This window comes from Candidatus Nitronauta litoralis, assembly GCA_015698285.1.
In the GTDB taxonomy this organism is placed as follows: domain Bacteria; phylum Nitrospinota; class Nitrospinia; order Nitrospinales; family Nitrospinaceae; genus Nitronauta; species Nitronauta litoralis.
Window position 1 is genome coordinate 3,904,856 of the sequence record CP048685.1, and the last position, 16,786, is coordinate 3,921,641.

The window sequence follows — 16,786 nt, forward strand, 5'->3', positions numbered from 1 at the left end:
TAGTTTGGACATCCCCGGTCAGGCTTTAAGACGCTCAAAAACCATCCTGTCCAAAGAAGCTTTTCCACCGCCCCCTATCAATAAAGCTCCACACATGCCGATCATCAACAAGTGATATTCAAATCCTTCACCTTCGTTTTTATTGGCCCAGTTCATGAAAAACCCGTTTTGCCAATGGGCAACAGTTACCGCCCCAGCCATAACCACGCTGATTCCAAGAGCTGACAAGCGGGTTAAGGCACCTGCTATTAGAGCCAGGCTGGCGAAAAACTCAACCATAATTACCGTGAATCCCATGATCCAGGGCATCCCCATAGTATCGGTAAAAAACCCCATGGTACCGTTGAAACCATAGCCACCAAACCAACCCAAAAGTTTTTGAGCACCATGTGGAAACATCACCCCACCTGCAACCAACCTAAGGATCGTTTTATCCCACCCATCATCTGTTTCAAAAAGTTGCCGTAATTGTTCCATACCCGACCTCCCTTAAGGAAAGGCACCTCATATTCAAAAGAACCATTTTTTAATCTATTAATAAAAACAGATCATTCCTGCTTTTGAATATCAGAGGAACCTTTTAGGATTGTCAGGCCCCTGTCCTCTTTATATGTAAACGGGATCTTTCCGGAGCCTATTTCGTAAACTATCATCTTCGAGATTACCACTAAATTCCCTGATAGAAACAGGGCAAAAATAATTTAAAATAAATACCAATCGCATCCAGGTTTCTTGTTCGAAACTTATCTGTCGTTCAATGACCTGGTCCATCGCTTAGTTCGACATCGCATCATCCGGGCTCACAGGCATATCACCGAGAACGAGGACCATTTCCTTATCCCCTCTTTCCCGAACCTGAATACCCTTTCGATGCCGGACTTCAAACATTCGATGAAAATCTTTCATATCAACTGCCACCTCACCGCCCTGATTCTCGATAACTACCATGAGGGCCACAATCAGTTTTTCCATTTGTTCATCGTACACGTCAAAAACTCCTTTGCATGATTTTTATTGTAGTTGAGCGTTACGCGTCAACAAACAGCGCCACCCAAGCCAGAGCCAGGCCCAGAACATTCCAATCCAGCCCAGAGCACTGGTCACCGCTGCTATTTTTTTTGCACTTAGAATACAATCCCATCTCAAAAACAGATTACGCCAGTCGTGCGCTTCCAGTCCCAACCCACCAATGAGTTGTAGTTTAAGATCGATAGCATCTGCCATGTATACAGCAACATCCAGAAAATTTTCAAAGAACCAGAAACATCCGACAGCAAACCCCAGACTGTCCCGCTTTTTCCAAAACGCCACCGTTACCACCAGAGGGATTCCCAACTGTCCCAGGGTTCCTCCCAGAATCCCTATAGTGTCACCAAATAATGAAAATGCAGGATGGCCAAATTCGTGGAATACCAGATTCACATTGTGAAGCATCATAATAACAAACGACCTACCCGTAATCGGATTATGGTTCGCCAGGAGGTAAACCATATAAAAGAACATTCCGGTAGTAAGGCCATATGTCAACCGAGAGACTGGCTTCCAGTCACTGCCATCCCAGTCTTCATTTAATGGGTAACGGTTGTCAGACCGTTCACCAAACTCAAGGAAATCACCTGGAGAGTCTTGCTGCTTTTTTCGAAATCGTTTGCGGGGAATAGGCATGGCGAGCTCAGGAGTCGGCCCTGAACTGATAACCCTTTTCCCGGACCGTTAAGATATATTCCGGCTTTTGTGGTTTCTTTTCAAAATACTTACGCAATCGTGAAATAAAATTGTCCAGAGTCCTGGTTTCAGTATCCGGTCTGAAGCCCCATACTTTTTCCAAAAGCTCTTCCCGGCTAACAACCTCTCCGCGCTTCGATATCAAAAGATTCATGATCATGGCTTCTTTCTGGGTGAGAATAAATTCACCGGACACCCCTTGGGCCTGCCCGGTTCCAAAATTCACCCACTTATCATCAAATTCAAACTTGTCTTCTTCGCGAACGGGTTCTTTATACCAGTCTCCGCGTCGCAGGATCCCCTTGACCCTCAACAACAGCTCCGGAAGATGAAAAGGTTTGGTGAGGTAATCGTCTGCACCTGCCTCAAGCCCTGATGCTCTGTCTTCATCAGCCGATCGGGCAGTCAACATCAAAACTGGAAAACGGACATCATTTTTACGAATGGTCCGAACCACTTCCAGTCCTCCGAGCTTTGGCAACATGAGGTCGAGGATCATCATATCGAATCCACCTGTTTTATAACCTTCCAGAGCCAGGTCACCATCTCCGGCCAATTCCACATCATAACCTTCCCGAGTCAGGTTAAACTTCAATCCCTTGGCCAGATGCGCCTCGTCTTCTACGACCAGAATTCGCTTCTTCTTGATTTCTATGGATTCCATAAAACTTTTTTAATTTCCTGCTCTGCCCGCCCCGGCCGGGTTTGTGATTGAAACTCTTTTGAAAGGCGTTTTCAATGTTTCCCACCAGGAAAGTGCGGGGACACCACTAAGTGGCAAGGACACTGTAAACGTCGATCCTTTGTCCTTACCGTCACTGGTGACATTGATAGATCCGCCATGATTTTTCACAATTTCACTGGAAATATAAAGCCCGAGGCCAGCCCCTACAATGTTCTGGGTTTCCGGCTTTGAAACACGATAGAACTTGCGGAAAATCCGTTTTATTTCCTTCTCATTGAGACCAATCCCCCTATCTTCAAAAGCGATGTGACAGAATCTGCTGTCGGCACCAAGACGAACGGTCACCGAAGCATCCTTGGTCTCCAGGGTATATCGCAATGCGTTGCTCATCAGATTATTAAACACCATTCGCATGGAACGCTGGTCCATCATGATAGTGGGAACGGGAGTAAAATCACAGATGAGGTCAATCTTGTTTTCACGGAATTGCGGCTTATGCACTTCCACTACCTCTTCCAGAAACACCTTCAGATCTACTGCCTGGAATTCGTTCTGCATATTCTTTGGATCAGGGTGGCTTGCGCGCAGTATATTTTCAATGAGACCGGAAAGACGCTCCGTATCGTTCAGCATGGTTTCGACAAAATCGCGCGCCTCCTCTCGTGACACATCATGGTATTTCAGTGTTTCCAGATATAGCTGGATAGAGGCAAGCGGAGATTTCAACTCATGAGTCATGCTGGAAACGAAATTGCTCTGCAACTGGTTAAGCTTGGCCTGCTTGTTCCAAAACAGAAAGATTACGTAAAATCCCCCTAGAATCAGAATCATCAGGAAGCAACCTTCGAGCAAAACAACCCAATTCAAATCAGTGGCAAACAGACCAGGTTGAAGCCTTTCAGCAAACGCCTTAAAATCCTGGCGATTCTTGAGATACCACCGAATCCAGATAGCCATAAGTATAATCCAGGCAATCTGCACTCCAATAAATATGATGATTGGATGAAAAATGGTTTTTATCTTATTCATAACCCGATTTTAACATTTTCGAGGCCTCAAAACCCGCCCCCAAAAATGGCCCAAAACATTGATTATTTAAAATGTTACATAAGTTTTACATTTTGCACAACCATCTCCGTGTAACCTTGTAATGCAAGGATCGTGTTGGAACCCTTATTCCAAAATTTTTGACGAAAGGTTTTTCAAGTTATGGCCGATTTACCAAACATTCACCTAAAAACCCAATTGTCCAAAATTAACGTGGCATTCTTCACCGGCCTGCATCTGGCTGCGTGTCTTGCTTTTTTGCCTCAGTTTTTCTCCTGGTCCGCTGTTGGGGTCATGTTTTTACTCTATTGGATGACAGCTTCCTTAGGCATTTGTCTGGGTTTCCATCGCTATCTGACACATCGAAGTTTTGAATTACCCAAATACGTTGGCTATTTCTTTGCACTATGTGGCACCCTGGCGTGTCAAAACGGTCCCACCAAATGGGTGGCGCAGCACAGAATGCATCATGCAAACTCTGATCAGCCAATGGATCCTCATAGTATGCAATACGGATTTTTCTGGGCACATTTTCAGTGGATGATCTACAAAAACCATTATGACGACCCACAAAAGATATATGCACATTCCAAAGACCTGCAGGGCGATCCTTTCATAAAGTTTCTCGATAATAACTTTCTTAAATTGCAGGGTGTTCTTGCCTTGATCCTGTTTGCCGTCGGGGGTTGGTCATTTGTTATCTGGGGAATATTCGTCCGGTTAGTTGTCGCCTACCACTCAACCTGGTTCGTCAACAGCGCGGCTCACACCTTTGGATATCGAAACGTTAAACTGGAAAACGACCTCTCTACCAATTGTTGGTGGGTCGGACTTATCGCCTGGGGCGAAGGCTGGCACAATAATCACCACGCATTTCCAAGCTCTGCCCGGCATGGTTTACGGCCTTGGGAAATTGATTTCACCTGGATGGCAATCTGGGTCTTGAAAACTTTGGGACTGGCTAAAAATATCAAGGTCGCCGAATTGCGACGCGATGAAGAGCAAGACGAAAAATTCTTCCTGGGAGAAATCGTCAAGAAGGCTGCGTAGCCCGGTCTCAGTAACTTTTTATTGCACTAAAGAAAAATAGTATGATTTTTTCTAAAAAGCCCTGGACGAATTGTCCAGGGCTTTTTTTGTTTCTGCTAGTCGTCAAACTTAAACCTCAAATGATATCCGCCATATTTCCTTAAATTAATTACCTTCTTCTCCAGGATCAGGTATTGGCCCTTGATGCCAGTCAACCGGTCTGTAAACGCTGGTTCTTTATCGAGGTTATGGCTCGATATTTTTGCAGGTGTCGTTTGAACCGGATAACTCAATCTCTGAACATTTTCATCCTGAACCAGATACTGCTGGAGATCCACAGGGACCCATTGGATCACCTTGTTCCGCCAATCGATCAGATCAACTTCCTCGACCTCTCCTTTTAGCATTTTACGCCAGTTGGTTTTATCCGCCATGTGCTTTGCCAACGCCACTTCAATCTGACCTGCCAATTTTCGTTCCGGTGTTTTTGCGATGATAAGTCCTTCCACAGCCCCCTGGTCAATCCAGCGAGACGGAATATTCCAATGCCGGGTCACCCCAACCTTCACACCTGAAGTGAGCGAAAGGTATACAAAATGATCAACGTTACAGTATTCACTCCAGAACTTCTTTGAGGCTTCATTACCATTCTCATGCTCACAAAGTTCGGGCCGAACGGAACACATCTCGTTTTCCGGCAGGTCCCGGCTGCAGGGAAAACAATAACCCTGGTCATATGTTTTTTTAATTTTCCGGCCGCATTCGACACAGGTGATTGTGCCTTCGAATTCCAACGTCAGCATCCTTCCGATCTGTGAAGACACTTCCCGGCGCTTTTCATCCAGGCTCAGAAAATACTGGATAGGCTCGGCGAAATCATGCTCCATTTTTCGGAGCTGGCCAGAGTAAATTACAGATTCAGTCATATAGGTTTGTTGGTTTATTGTTTGGGGAGATTAAAAGAGAAAAAAGTTCAAGGCCATTGAACCCACAAAAAAGGTATTCCGTTGCCTTTCGGGCTAGGCCCCCATGAGGCGAAACCACTCTTCCAGACTATTGACGTTAAGATAATAATTTGAACTTCGCACTGTACCCATCGGGGCCGACCCTTTTCCCCCATAATTGTGACCGGGATACAGCACAACTTCATTTTGAATCTTGGTCAATCGCTTGGTCAGGGTATGATACAAGGTTTCGCTGTCGCCCCCGGGAAGATCAACCCGCCCGCACCCTTGCAGGAACAGCGTATCGCCCGCAATCAATCCATCTTCAACTCGAAAACATTGTGAACCGGGTGTATGACCTGGAGTATGCAGGCAACTTATTTCAATGTTGCCAATCTTTAATTTGTCTTCGCTATCGACTGACTTTAAATCAGTGTCTGAAAGCCCAGTCACTTGCTTCACCCCTTCTGCCTCATGTTTGTTTACATACACCGGCACCGGATTCTTTTCCATCAACCGGGGAAGGCCGATGATGTCCATACCAAAAATATGTCCCCCTACATGGTCTGGATGATAGTGTGTTACCAACGCACCGGTCAGCTTCATCTCATCCTCTTCCAGGATTTTAAGCAATCCGTCAACATCCCACGCGGGGTCCACAACCATGCATTCGCGCGTATCACGATCCCCGATCAGATAAATAAAATTTGCCATGCTGCGGGCGCTGGGGTCAGATTGCGCAACGTCAACCCCAGTTAACAGTTGTTTGAAATAAAACCGATCGTTATCCCCCACAGACTTCTCCTGTTTATGGTTTCAAAGTTTTATTGAGTAAATCCGCCAAACGGACACCGGCCTTTTTTAGCTGGAGCTCAACGGCTTGCTCTCCTGCCTTAAGGTAATGTCTGGATAATTCACCCTGGTCGTTTAACTCAAGTGGATACCCCTGGTGTACTGCCAGTTTTCGCGATTCATTGGCCCATTCCACCAAACGGCGTGCCCCCCATTCCAGAGCATTTTCTTTCTGGATACTGGCAGACAATTTCGCTGCGTATTTTACCAGAGATTGGCCCTGAGTATGGATGAGATCATGATCCCATACAGCATGCAGATTTGTCCTTTCCCCACTCACCATCACTTTTATTGTATTCCCCCCGCGATCCGCCGCATTTCCCATATGCAGGGGTTGATGAATATCTCCCACAAAATGCACCAGGAACATGAAAGCCTCTTTTCGTTTTCTTCCAACAACGGAGGGGTTTAATAACTCTTCCCTGAAGAAGTGGGTTTTCTCTATAACGCACTCACCGTGAGGGCAGTCCCGTTGCTGCAAATATAATAACTCCCCTTCTGCAATATTACAGTAATGCCACGGGCGGGTTTCCCTACGGTCACTCTTGATCTGGTCTGCCCAATTGGCGACATCCGCGAGATGCTTTATGCTAAACTCGTCCTGGATGGCTTGCCAGATTTCCGGTTTAAGGCGTTCCTCGGCAATCTGAGCAATAATGCGATGCCCTTGCGGCCCCCAGGCCCAAACCTGAGCAGGAAAAGCTGATGCCAATAAGACCACAAAGCACCCTGCAATATATAGGAACCTGACTATTCTCGTATGCCGGATTTTTTCAAAAGGCATGGGTAAACCAACCTCAAATCTTAATCGCTACACTTGAAGACCTTGATTTCAGCCTATCATACCACCCGCTTCTGGGTTGTCATCACACTGCTTTCACTGGTTCTGGGAACGGCAGCCGTCACCGCGCGGTTGTTCGATCCAACTGGAAATACCTCCCATAAAATATCCGCACTTTGGGCCAGGCTGCTTTGTGTGTGGAACGGAGTCCAGGTGGAAGTGGAAGGACTTGAACACGCCCATTCCGACCGAGCCCAGGTGTTCCTGGCCAATCACCAAAGCTTTTTCGATATTTTTGCGCTCGCCGGATTCCTGCCCGTCCAACTTCGCTGGGTCGCCAAGGCCAGCCTGTTTCGGATACCCTTCGTCGGTTGGTCCATGCACGCATCTGGATATATTTCAGTGCAACGCGATGACCGCAAAAACGCGTACCAGGCTTTCATGGCATCGGTGGAAAAATTAAAATCAGGGGCATCCATTGTGATTTTCCCCGAGGGAACCCGATCCAAAGACGGGAACATTGGTGAATTCAAAAAAGGAGGCACCCTGCTCGCAAGTCGCGCGGGAGTGCCCATTGTGCCGGTAACCCTTATCGGGACAGGTGGAATCATCCCAAAAGGCAGCACCGCAGTGCACCCGGGAAAAGTCAGAATCATTCTTTCACCGGAAATTGATCTTGAAACGGCAAAAAACCAGAAGGAAAGCGAACTGCTACAGAAAATAAGAGAAACCATCTGCCAAAATTTTGAATCAAAACAAATATCAAAATAGATTTTCCGGAGATCCCCATGGACACATTTGACGCAATTTACCAAAGACGGGCTATCAAGCACTTTGATCCTGACCACAGGTTAACACCGGTCGAAGAAACAAAACTACTGGAAGCAGCCATCCAGTCACCGACCAGTTTCAATATTCAGCACTGGCGGTTTGTCGTTTTGCGGGACTCTGAACTACGCGCAAAAATCCGCAAGGAGCATGGTAATGATCAGGCCCAGATGACGGATGCATCCTTACTCATAGTGATGACGGCGGATACAAAAGCCTGGGCAAAAAACCCGGAACGCTACTGGGCCAATGCCCCTAAAGAGGTGTCTGATTTACTGGTGGGATGGATGGGTCCCTTTCACGAGGGCCGGGACTGGCTACAACGCGATGAAGCCCAAAGGTCGATAGGAATGGCTATGCAGACTCTGATGTTGTCCGCCAAAGCAATGGGCTACGATTCCTGCCCGATGATCGGGTACGACATTGAGGCTGTCGCAAAACTCATCAATCTGCCTGAGGATCACGTGATGGGTGCGATGGTGGCTATTGGCAAAAAGACGAAAGACTCCTGGCCCAAGCCGGGCCAGTTACCTTTAAATGATGTCGTGATTGAAAACGGATTTTAGAAAGTATTGGAGACGGTCTACACGCCTTTTTCTTTAGCAATGTACTCCCAGACTTCGCGGGGATGTTCCCGCAGATCCTCGATATCCTGCCAGATATTACGTATCATTCCGGTTTTATCAATCACCATGGTTGTACGGTGGACCCGGGTTTCAAGTTCATCAAACTGGTTTTTTTCCTCACGGATGACACCATATAATTCGGTCACTTCCTTTTTCTCATCCGCAACCAGGCTGAAGCCCAGTTGATAAACCTCGATAAACTGGCGGTGGGAATTGACTCCATTTTGGCTGATTGCCAATAGTTCGATTTCTTTAGTGGTGAATTTCCGATTGTACCCGTTAAATGACACCAGCAGGCGGGTGTCTTCCGGGCTGGAATCCTGATGATAAAATACAAGGACCACCCATTTCTTACCTTCGTAATCCTTCAGCTTGAACCGAACCCCATCTTCATGTGAGGGACTCGTCGCCCCGGCCTTGTAACCATAAACTCCGGGAAGATCGAAATTAGGCGCACGATCCCCTGGTTCCAGTTTTTGCCCCATGTTTCCCTCGGGTAATAGATTTAGCGCACCTTTGTATTCCTAACCGGATGGAACCAAAAACTGCCCTGGCTATATCCCGATCTGGAAGAAGTGCTTATGTGAGTTAAGAAATAATCAGCGCCCGTTTTCAGAAGGCCATTTCCTAAATTCCCGTTTCTTAACTTGGCGGGTTTTCGTCAAACGCGGCCTTGAGCAAAGGCTCCACTTCACCTTTAGCTTCCATATCATCCAGGATATCCGTGTCGCCGTAAAACTTGCCGTCGATAAATACTTTGGGCAGTGTAGGCCAGTTTGTCATTTTATTCAGCGCTTCCCGCTTTTCCATGTTGGGTAGTACATTGACTACTTCAAACGGATAGCCATATTTTTGGAAAAACTGGATAGTCTCCACTGTAAAGCCGCATTGCGGAGCCGTTTTGGTGCCTTTGCCATAAATCAGGATTTTATTCTGAGCTATTTCGTCTTTGATTTCTTCTTCAAATGCAGACATTGATGGTTCCTCACTCTGGAAAACGTTGATTTCAAATTGTGTTCAAAATAGGACTCCGGCAAGTTAGCCGGGGACATCTGTCTTGATTTCCGCCGCATGGACACGCCCATCAGCCATAGCAGTACTCAGGCAATCCTGGACCATGCGATGCCGGTCCATAATGCCTACGTCCGCAAAAGCCTTTGACGTTACATGGATTATGAAATGATCCGACATACCTGTCTTGTCCATAACATTGACCTCGGCATCGGAAATTTTGTCGGTGATGAGTTTGATTAAATCGGGAATGCTGATCATAATTAAATTCTTACCTCACTTTTTACCTAAATGCATTCATTCAGTTGTATTTATTGGATTCAAAAATCCCTTTCAGGATTTATTATATTTCAGGATGACAGTCCGCACAACTCCTTGCCTCAAAATCAAATAAAAACAATTTATAAAATAAAATCAATAATTTACAATATAATAACTAAAGTGAAATAGCAACCTGCAGGTTTGCGCGATAGAGTCATTTCCAGTATAATTTTGATGCTAACAAGACTTTTTTGCACCATGATCTGCGATGATCAGAGCAACTAAGTCAGGCAATGTTAAAATTTAGAAGGCATGTTTAAATCCTAATGTAAAATTCTTAATCTAAATAGTAGAGGCTAAATCAAGTCTCTAAAGTAATTGTTCCAAAAAGCCTTTTTTGGCTTTCGAAGGACCATAAAAAAGTTATTCTGGAGACCCAACGATATGACCACCACAACCCAGTTTGTTTCCATAACCCCACTTGCAGCAGAAGAAGTAAAAAAATTGATTGCTGCAGAAGAAAAACCGGGTATCGGGCTTCGTCTTGGCGTAAAAGGCGGAGGTTGTTCCGGCTTGTCCTATGACTTGGATTTCACCCCTGAGGAAAAAGGCGATACTGTTGTCGATTCTGACGGATTTAAGATATTCATGGATGCCAAAAGCCTTATCTATCTTAAAGGCATGCAGCTCGATTATCAGGCAGGGCTTCAAGGAAAAGGCTTTGTCTTCGTCAATCCCAATGCCAAATCTACTTGTGGTTGCGGTGAATCATTCTCACTCACCTGAGTCCAAATAAACAATAAATTTACTGCAGCGCATCCGGCTCCGGCCGATGCGCTGTTTTTGTTTCGCCAAATCGGCTCTTATGATCACTATGACACAAACCACCTCTATAGAAGCAGAATACAGGCGCGTTCGCGAAGCTTGCGCCTATTTCTGGATGGAAACCTGGCAGATCGGTTTTATTGAAGGTGAAGACGCTTTTTCATTCCTTCAAACTCAGACAACCAACGATTGCCTTGCACTCAAAACGGGGGAAGGATGTGCAAACGCCATTGTCACCCGCAAAGGTAACCTGCGAGGCACTTTCACCCTTTACAAAACCGGAGACAACGCCGGGTTTCTATTAATGGAAAGAAATCAGGCGGATCAGGTGATTGACTCCTTGAAAGAATTTCACTTTCGCGAAGCCTTGACTTTTACCAGGGAGATTCCCGAATTCTGCTTGCTCGGACTTCAAGGCCCTAAAACCCTGGCTATTCTCAATGAATTGACCGGTCAGATTCTTCTGGACTTTAAAACAAGCGAAGCCCGTGAATTGGAAATCAAAAACCATAAAGTATGGGCTCTGGAAAAAAGCCTGACTGGCGAAACAGGCCTGGTATTGGCTTTCGAGGAATCAGCCCGCACCCTTATTTTTGAGGCCATAAAAGAAACAGGAAAGACTGCCGGGCTGGGCCCCGTCAGCCAGGAAGCGCTGGAGATTCTTCGCATTGAAGCAGGGTTGCCGGTCTATGGACTGGACATGGATGAAAAAATGCTTCTGCCAGAAACGGGCCTGGAGCACACGGCTGTAAGCTATCACAAAGGATGCTATACAGGGCAGGAGGTCATTGCCAGACTGAAAACTTACGGTGCTCCCTCATTTGCATTGATGGGAATCTCCCTTGAAGAAGGGGCCTCTGAGCTTCAGCATAATGCCGAAATGAAACTTGGGAACAAACGACTGGGTGTGGTCAAAAGCGGCGTTTATTCACCAGGCCTTGAGAAAAATATCGCCCTTGCCTACATTCAGAAAAATTATCGCAGCCCTGACAAGACCCTTGAGGTTTCAGTTGATGGCAAACCCCTTAAAATCAAGACCGCCCTCTTGCCCTTCTACCAACCGGTCTCCAACCTCTCGAGAGCCAAGGAATTGCACCAACAGGCTATGGAAATCTACAAAAAGGAAGACGATCTGGACCGCCCTATCGCCTTGCTGAGAGAGGCTATCGCCCTGGCTCCCAAATTTGCTCTGGGTTATGAAGCACTCGGGGTGTTGCTATCCAAGCAAAACAAACTGGACGAAGCAATCGCTCTTATGAAACGGTTGGTAGAGATTGATCCAAGCGAAATCATGGCTCACTCCAACCTGTCCGTCTACTACATGCAACAAGGCCGGATTGAGGAAGCTGAAGCGGAAAAGGGAGAAGCCACAGCCATACAGTTCGAAAAAATTATAGAGGAAAAACAAAAAGAAAAAGCCCAGGCAGCGAAGTCGAAGGAACAGGAAGCGGAGCGCGAACGGCAGGTCGGTATGTTCAAACAGGTTCTTGAGATCGACCCTGTGGACCAGGTAGCCAATTTCGGTCTGGGGACCATCTATTTTGAAAAAGGACTTTACGAAGAAGCACTGGGACCGCTCCAAACGGTTGTGGAAAATTTTAAAGACTACTCTGCGGCCTACCTGGCCTTGGGAAAAACTCTGGAGCAGCTGGAACAAAAGGACCGCGCCACAGAGGTATACAAGGACGGTATTGCCGCCGCTTCCAAAAAAGGTGACCTGATGCCACTGCGCGATATGCAAAATCGGTTGAATAAACTAACCGATAACGCAACCTGATCTTGAGTCCAGCTTAACTTTCACATTCTTCTCCCTGCCGCTTTAAAAATCCCCAAAGATCAGCTCCTGGCGCCAAAACCTCCTTATTCAACAATCCCTGGGTGATGGAAACTCCGTGGTCCATCAAAAACCAGAAGCGCAGCAGAAATTTTTCTTCAGTCGTTGTATATGGGTCTTCCCACTCTGTAACCGACTTGTAAGCCTCAACCTTTTCAAAAAGGGTTTTGGGAACAACCAACCGTTTTTTCTTAAGAAAATTATTGTAACCTTCTTTGACAAGCGGAACAAAGTCCTTCCGGCTGACCTTGATCAACTCCGATACGCTTGGAACTTCCGCCATATGGTAATGAAAAAACTTCAGCTTGTAATACTGATGTACCGTCGCAAGCCTGAAAAAACAATGCAGCCCGACAACCGATTCCCCGTAATGCCGGATCAAATACCTCCGGATCAGGCTTTTTCCAATTTGCAGTAATAATTTGTTCAGGCGCCCACGGTCAAACAGGTGAATTCGAACTGTGCTCAAATGCTTGCAGCATTGTTCTTCAATATCGGCCTTGAGCTTTTGTGATTGTCGAGGAACCCGATACCAGTATATCTCGTCCTGTGCTACCTTGAGGCACGTGCGGAAGGCATCAGCAATCTGGTGGTTATTGGCACGTTTGGCATGTCTTGCCACCTGGTAGGCATTTTCCGTTGAGAACCCAAGCTCAATCAATTGCCCCTGAAATTCGCGGCGGGCTCCCATCAAATGCCCCCCTCTTTCACGGATGTGATCCTTCGCCTTTTTTATCCCACGCAGCGCCAGGCTGACATCTCTTGGAATCAGTGTAAGCCCCAATTCCCTGGCAAAATCGTAAATTTCCTCCAGGGTTTTGTAATTTAGTTTATCGATGAAGAGGAACTTCTGGATGTGCTTTTCCTCAAACCCGCACTCTTCAAAAATCGTTATTTTTTTGTACTTCACCTCTTCCCAGAACTTTCGGGTACCCTCTTTTTTCGAAAATTGTTGTTCGATTTCAGAGCGGGCTTTAAAAAAATAACTCCGCATCAAATACCACTTTGAATGAAGGGTGCTCTCTACAATCCATCTGTATTTTGCAGTGAGCACTGTTAACTTGGGATCATCCAGTATTGCTATATCTCCAGTATCAAGAACATAGCCTAGCAGTTCAAGGTGACGCTCCAGAAGAATGGGATTAATTTGTTCAATGAATTTTCTATAAATAGTTTTCCATCGAAAAACTTCCGGACCTTTAGTTTCAGGAGATACTTTTTTCAATTCCTCCTTGATCGCTTTCAATCCCATTTTCTCAATTTTCTGGAAAAGGGCATCACGCGCCAGAATATCCCTGATTTTAACCTGTTTCAGACGGTTGATTACCTTGGGAACTGCTTCGGAAATTACAGCGGTGATTTCAGGAAAGGTTTCAGCCTTGGAAAAATAAATTTCCGTCATGAGCTTGTAAATGGGCTCAAGTGAGGGTGTCGTTTTTTTGGATAATTGACCGTACTGGTCGAAATCAAGTGTCTTTGTTCCGGCCTGGCAGGACCGTATATCATTAAGATACGATCGGGCCTGTTGGAGTTCATCTTCCTGAACAAACGGATCATTAATGACGCGAAGAAAAAGTGATTCCGCGCGCTGCAAATCTCTTTGAGCAAGAAGATCCAACCCCTGGGATAATGGATCAAATACAAACATTGAGTTATCGATGGCTCTAATCTCCGAAGAATTTTTGGGAGCCGAAATTTCCAGGAATGTTATGCACTCAGGAGTTTCAGCATCTCCCTGACACATAAAAAATAACAGGCATGACACTCCCAGTCAGGAATCAAAAACAAATCAAAACCGTTTCCACCAAAATTTATGCTTTTGGCTGTGTAATACCGGGACAACCTGAACTTCGAGAGCAATAAGACAGAAACTGCATCCCTAATTAAGATGCCAAATGAAATGCCGGGGTTTTAAAATCCTGTAGAATTTTTTTAAATGAATCTGATCATTTTTCTAAATGTAATAACTGAAAAGAATACCGGTTCCGTAGCATCTGTTTGCTATTTGATAACTTGATTCATTATCAGATATTGTTACCAGCAGTTACTGGAAATTATCCACCCAATATTTATCAAAAGACCTGGACAAAAAAAAACTCCCCGGCAAATACTTGCCAGGGAGTGGGAAATATAGTCTTTACCTTTTATTTAACTGGCTCACACTCCGCTGGAGCATTAGCAATCAGGTCATTCTCCATACTGTAGGACAAGGAGCGATATTCAGGCTCTTCTACTTTAAGTGCCTTTACATCCAGTAACGCGCATTCATTCCGAACGAACAGAGCCAACACATCCACCAGATCCTTATACAATCCACGTTCTGCTTTTCTGGCGGTGAAGATACAAAATAAAGGAGTCCAACGGGCAATGTGGTTTCTTAAAAACTTCTTTTCACTCTGCCGGACAATGGCAATTTTCTTTTCTTCGTGCCCATTACTGACGCCATAAGCTTCCCTGAAACAGCAATAAGAAAGAAAAGCCAGTTCAACAGAAAGATGGTCAACGCGCTCTTTACCCCGACTTTTTGGAAATTCAAAACCAAAGGTCTCGTAGAACCCCCCTACCTGGATCAGGACATCAGTCTGTGACTGAATCCCGCCCTCGGTGCCGTATTGCATTTCATACGGAGGACATTCCTGGGAAACGGCATGACCAAAAACCCGGATGTACTCTTTCTGAACCTCTTTCAACGACATCTTTGGAAGGTAATTATTAAAACGCCCTACGATTTCCTTAAGAACGGCCCACTCCTGTTCATCCAGGAGACACACGTCCATTGGTTCCAATAGTGATTTGGGACGGAAGAATTTCCGGTTCCAGGGATAGGTGAAAGCGTTTGACAAAATGTCATAGACCCTGCCGCGGGCCAGTTGAAGCGAAATACGCTGTTCCTTCACTTCCTCCAGAGACCCGGTTTCACCAAACTTGACCAGGATTGGATCTTGCTCTTTGTTGGTTACAATATCATTCATCGTCCTCTCCTTATTACAACCATTCCGGGGCGGCAGACCCGCCCCGGAAGTGACAGAGTCCAGGTTTTTTAGAATGCACCCGGATGTTCTTCAGGCCGTACGTAAAATGGCTCTTCGACCGTCACGCGGATGATCTCTTTGCCTTTACGGTTGAACCCGATTACCGTGTCGTTATACATCTCGAACTTCTTCCCGTGGATGTTGGTCTCGAATATTTTCGGACCTGGCTCACGCTTCCACTTGAAGATAATCCGCTGCGTCGTTCGGAACAACTGCAACACGCCCAACAGGTCGCGATCCGGTACCATGTACTGATCAATCGCATGATCAACACCTGGCCCAAACATCTGCTGGCTGTATGCTCGTGGCACGTGACGCGACGGAACATAATAACCGTTAGGCTCTGTTCCCAACTGCGGATACAGCGGCAACGCTACCTTACGGTCTCGAATCAGATAGTACTGAGGATTGTCCGGATCATGCGCCCATTCACCGTTGCTGCCAATCTTGACAAGACCCTGCAAGCGAATCTTACCAACACATGCGGCCATACAACGGGTCTCCATCTGATCACCCTCGGTCAAAGGATCCAATCCTTCAATTCGGGGGTAACAGGCGATACATTTCTCGGAAATACGAGTCGTACCACGGAACATCGGCTTCTTGTAAGGACACTGCTCAACACACTTCTTATAACCACGACAGCGGGACTGATCAATCAAAACGATTCCGTCTTCCTGACGCTTGTAGATCGCTTTACGCGGACAGGCCGCCAAACAACCCGGGTACGTGCAGTGGTTACAAATCCTCTGCAGGTAGAAAAACCAGATCTTATGCTCTGGCAATACTGAACGCGTGCCGTTGTCCCCACCAAACGTTCCCTCACGGGACTGGGTGAACTCACGACCATGAGCCGTATCCTCACCAAAGTTCGGAAAACGCCACTCTTCGTCAGTCGGTACATAACCGATCGCCTGCTGGTTCAGACCAATCTTCGCTGGTGCTTCAAAAATCGTCACACCCTCGTATACACCGTGAATGGCCTTGTTTGACGTCTTACGGACGTTCCATACATTCTGACCTGGGTTGGATTGCTCCAACATCTTCAAAATCTTCCAGTCCCAGAACTGAGGATACCCACCATAAGGCTTCGTCTCTACATTGTTCCACCACATATACTCCTGACCCTTGGAAAACGTCCAGGTGGACTTATGGGCCATCGTACATGTCTGGCATGCGATGCAGCGGTTTGTATTAAATACAAACGTAAACTGCTCTTTCGGATGCCTTTCCTCGTACACATAGGTCGCCATGCGACCCAATTGCCAGTTATAGACTTCAGGCATTGTTTAACCTCCCTAAAAAC

The 16,786-nt window shown here is 46.2% G+C and carries 19 protein-coding genes; 5 read left to right on the forward strand and 14 right to left on the reverse strand.

Annotated elements, in window-relative coordinates:
• Positions 1-18: 18 nt before the first annotated feature.
• The 5 genes from G3M70_17850 to G3M70_17870 all read right to left on the reverse strand — a co-directional run bounded on the left by G3M70_17850 (position 19) and on the right by G3M70_17870 (position 3,439).
• Positions 19-477, reverse strand: coding sequence for a DoxX family protein (locus G3M70_17850; protein ID QPJ63632.1), 459 nt, complete (start codon positions 475-477; stop codon positions 19-21).
• Positions 478-774: 297 nt separating this feature from the next.
• Entirely contained in the window at positions 775-987 is a 213-nt protein-coding gene (locus G3M70_17855) for a hypothetical protein (GenBank protein QPJ63633.1), read from the reverse strand.
• 24 nt (positions 988-1,011) lie between these two features.
• Positions 1,012-1,665 carry a hypothetical protein gene (locus tag G3M70_17860; protein QPJ63634.1) on the reverse strand — a complete coding sequence of 218 codons (654 nt, stop codon included), beginning with the start codon at positions 1,663-1,665 and terminating at the stop codon, positions 1,012-1,014.
• A 7-nt stretch (positions 1,666-1,672) separates the two neighbouring features.
• Positions 1,673-2,380, reverse strand: a complete 708-nt coding sequence (locus G3M70_17865; GenBank protein QPJ63868.1) for a response regulator transcription factor — start codon at positions 2,378-2,380, stop codon at positions 1,673-1,675.
• An 18-nt stretch (positions 2,381-2,398) separates the two neighbouring features.
• Positions 2,399-3,439 carry a HAMP domain-containing histidine kinase gene (locus tag G3M70_17870; protein QPJ63635.1) on the reverse strand — a complete coding sequence of 347 codons (1,041 nt, stop codon included), beginning with the start codon at positions 3,437-3,439 and terminating at the stop codon, positions 2,399-2,401.
• Between the two features lie 180 nt (positions 3,440-3,619).
• Between G3M70_17870 and G3M70_17875 the strand changes: the two genes are divergently transcribed.
• Positions 3,620-4,507: an acyl-CoA desaturase gene (locus G3M70_17875; GenBank protein QPJ63636.1), complete on the forward strand. Its 888-nt coding sequence runs from the start codon at positions 3,620-3,622 to the stop codon at positions 4,505-4,507.
• Positions 4,508-4,602: 95 nt separating this feature from the next.
• Here the strand turns inward: G3M70_17875 and G3M70_17880 are convergent, their stop codons facing one another.
• From G3M70_17880 to G3M70_17890, 3 genes are all read right to left on the reverse strand, one after another.
• Positions 4,603-5,412 (reverse strand): DUF2797 domain-containing protein, encoded by an 810-nt coding sequence (locus tag G3M70_17880; GenBank protein ID QPJ63637.1) that lies wholly within the window; start codon positions 5,410-5,412, stop codon positions 4,603-4,605.
• Positions 5,413-5,505: 93 nt separating this feature from the next.
• Positions 5,506-6,144, reverse strand: a complete 639-nt coding sequence (locus G3M70_17885; GenBank protein QPJ63869.1) for an MBL fold metallo-hydrolase — start codon at positions 6,142-6,144, stop codon at positions 5,506-5,508.
• 94 nt (positions 6,145-6,238) lie between these two features.
• Positions 6,239-7,066 carry a S1/P1 nuclease gene (locus G3M70_17890; GenBank protein QPJ63638.1) on the reverse strand — a complete coding sequence of 276 codons (828 nt, stop codon included), beginning with the start codon at positions 7,064-7,066 and terminating at the stop codon, positions 6,239-6,241.
• Positions 7,067-7,099: 33 nt separating this feature from the next.
• Here G3M70_17890 and G3M70_17895 point away from each other — a divergent pair, with 33 nt between their 5' ends.
• On the forward strand, positions 7,100-7,834 hold the full coding sequence (locus tag G3M70_17895) for a 1-acyl-sn-glycerol-3-phosphate acyltransferase (GenBank protein ID QPJ63639.1): 735 nt from the start codon (positions 7,100-7,102) through the stop codon (positions 7,832-7,834).
• A gap of 17 nt (positions 7,835-7,851) precedes the next feature.
• Positions 7,852-8,457, forward strand: coding sequence for a nitroreductase family protein (locus G3M70_17900; protein QPJ63640.1), 606 nt, complete (start codon positions 7,852-7,854; stop codon positions 8,455-8,457).
• A gap of 17 nt (positions 8,458-8,474) precedes the next feature.
• Here the strand turns inward: G3M70_17900 and G3M70_17905 are convergent, their stop codons facing one another.
• From G3M70_17905 to G3M70_17915, 3 genes are all read right to left on the reverse strand, one after another.
• Entirely contained in the window at positions 8,475-9,002 is a 528-nt protein-coding gene (locus tag G3M70_17905; GenBank protein QPJ63641.1) for a redoxin domain-containing protein, read from the reverse strand.
• Positions 9,003-9,159: 157 nt separating this feature from the next.
• A complete protein-coding gene (locus tag G3M70_17910; protein ID QPJ63642.1) occupies positions 9,160-9,492 on the reverse strand; it encodes a glutaredoxin in 333 nt (110 codons plus the stop codon).
• A gap of 63 nt (positions 9,493-9,555) precedes the next feature.
• The gene (locus tag G3M70_17915) at positions 9,556-9,789 is read right to left on the reverse strand and encodes a BolA family transcriptional regulator (GenBank protein ID QPJ63643.1); all 234 of its coding nucleotides are present in this window, start codon (positions 9,787-9,789) and stop codon (positions 9,556-9,558) included.
• Between the two features lie 444 nt (positions 9,790-10,233).
• On the opposite strand from G3M70_17915, the gene G3M70_17920 reads away from it, so the two are divergent.
• Positions 10,234-10,575 carry an iron-sulfur cluster assembly accessory protein gene (locus G3M70_17920; protein ID QPJ63644.1) on the forward strand — a complete coding sequence of 114 codons (342 nt, stop codon included), beginning with the start codon at positions 10,234-10,236 and terminating at the stop codon, positions 10,573-10,575.
• Positions 10,576-10,663: 88 nt separating this feature from the next.
• A complete protein-coding gene (locus tag G3M70_17925) occupies positions 10,664-12,391 on the forward strand; it encodes a tetratricopeptide repeat protein (protein ID QPJ63645.1) in 1,728 nt (575 codons plus the stop codon).
• Between the two features lie 13 nt (positions 12,392-12,404).
• Here the strand turns inward: G3M70_17925 and G3M70_17930 are convergent, their stop codons facing one another.
• From G3M70_17930 to G3M70_17940, 3 genes are all read right to left on the reverse strand, one after another.
• Positions 12,405-14,096, reverse strand: coding sequence for a hypothetical protein (locus tag G3M70_17930; protein ID QPJ63646.1), 1,692 nt, complete (start codon positions 14,094-14,096; stop codon positions 12,405-12,407).
• A 496-nt stretch (positions 14,097-14,592) separates the two neighbouring features.
• On the reverse strand, positions 14,593-15,420 hold the full coding sequence (locus G3M70_17935; GenBank protein QPJ63647.1) for a hypothetical protein: 828 nt from the start codon (positions 15,418-15,420) through the stop codon (positions 14,593-14,595).
• Positions 15,421-15,488: 68 nt separating this feature from the next.
• Complete coding sequence (locus G3M70_17940) at positions 15,489-16,766, reverse strand: nitrate oxidoreductase subunit beta (GenBank protein ID QPJ63648.1); 1,278 nt, start codon at positions 16,764-16,766, stop codon at positions 15,489-15,491.
• Positions 16,767-16,786: the final 20 nt, after the last annotated feature.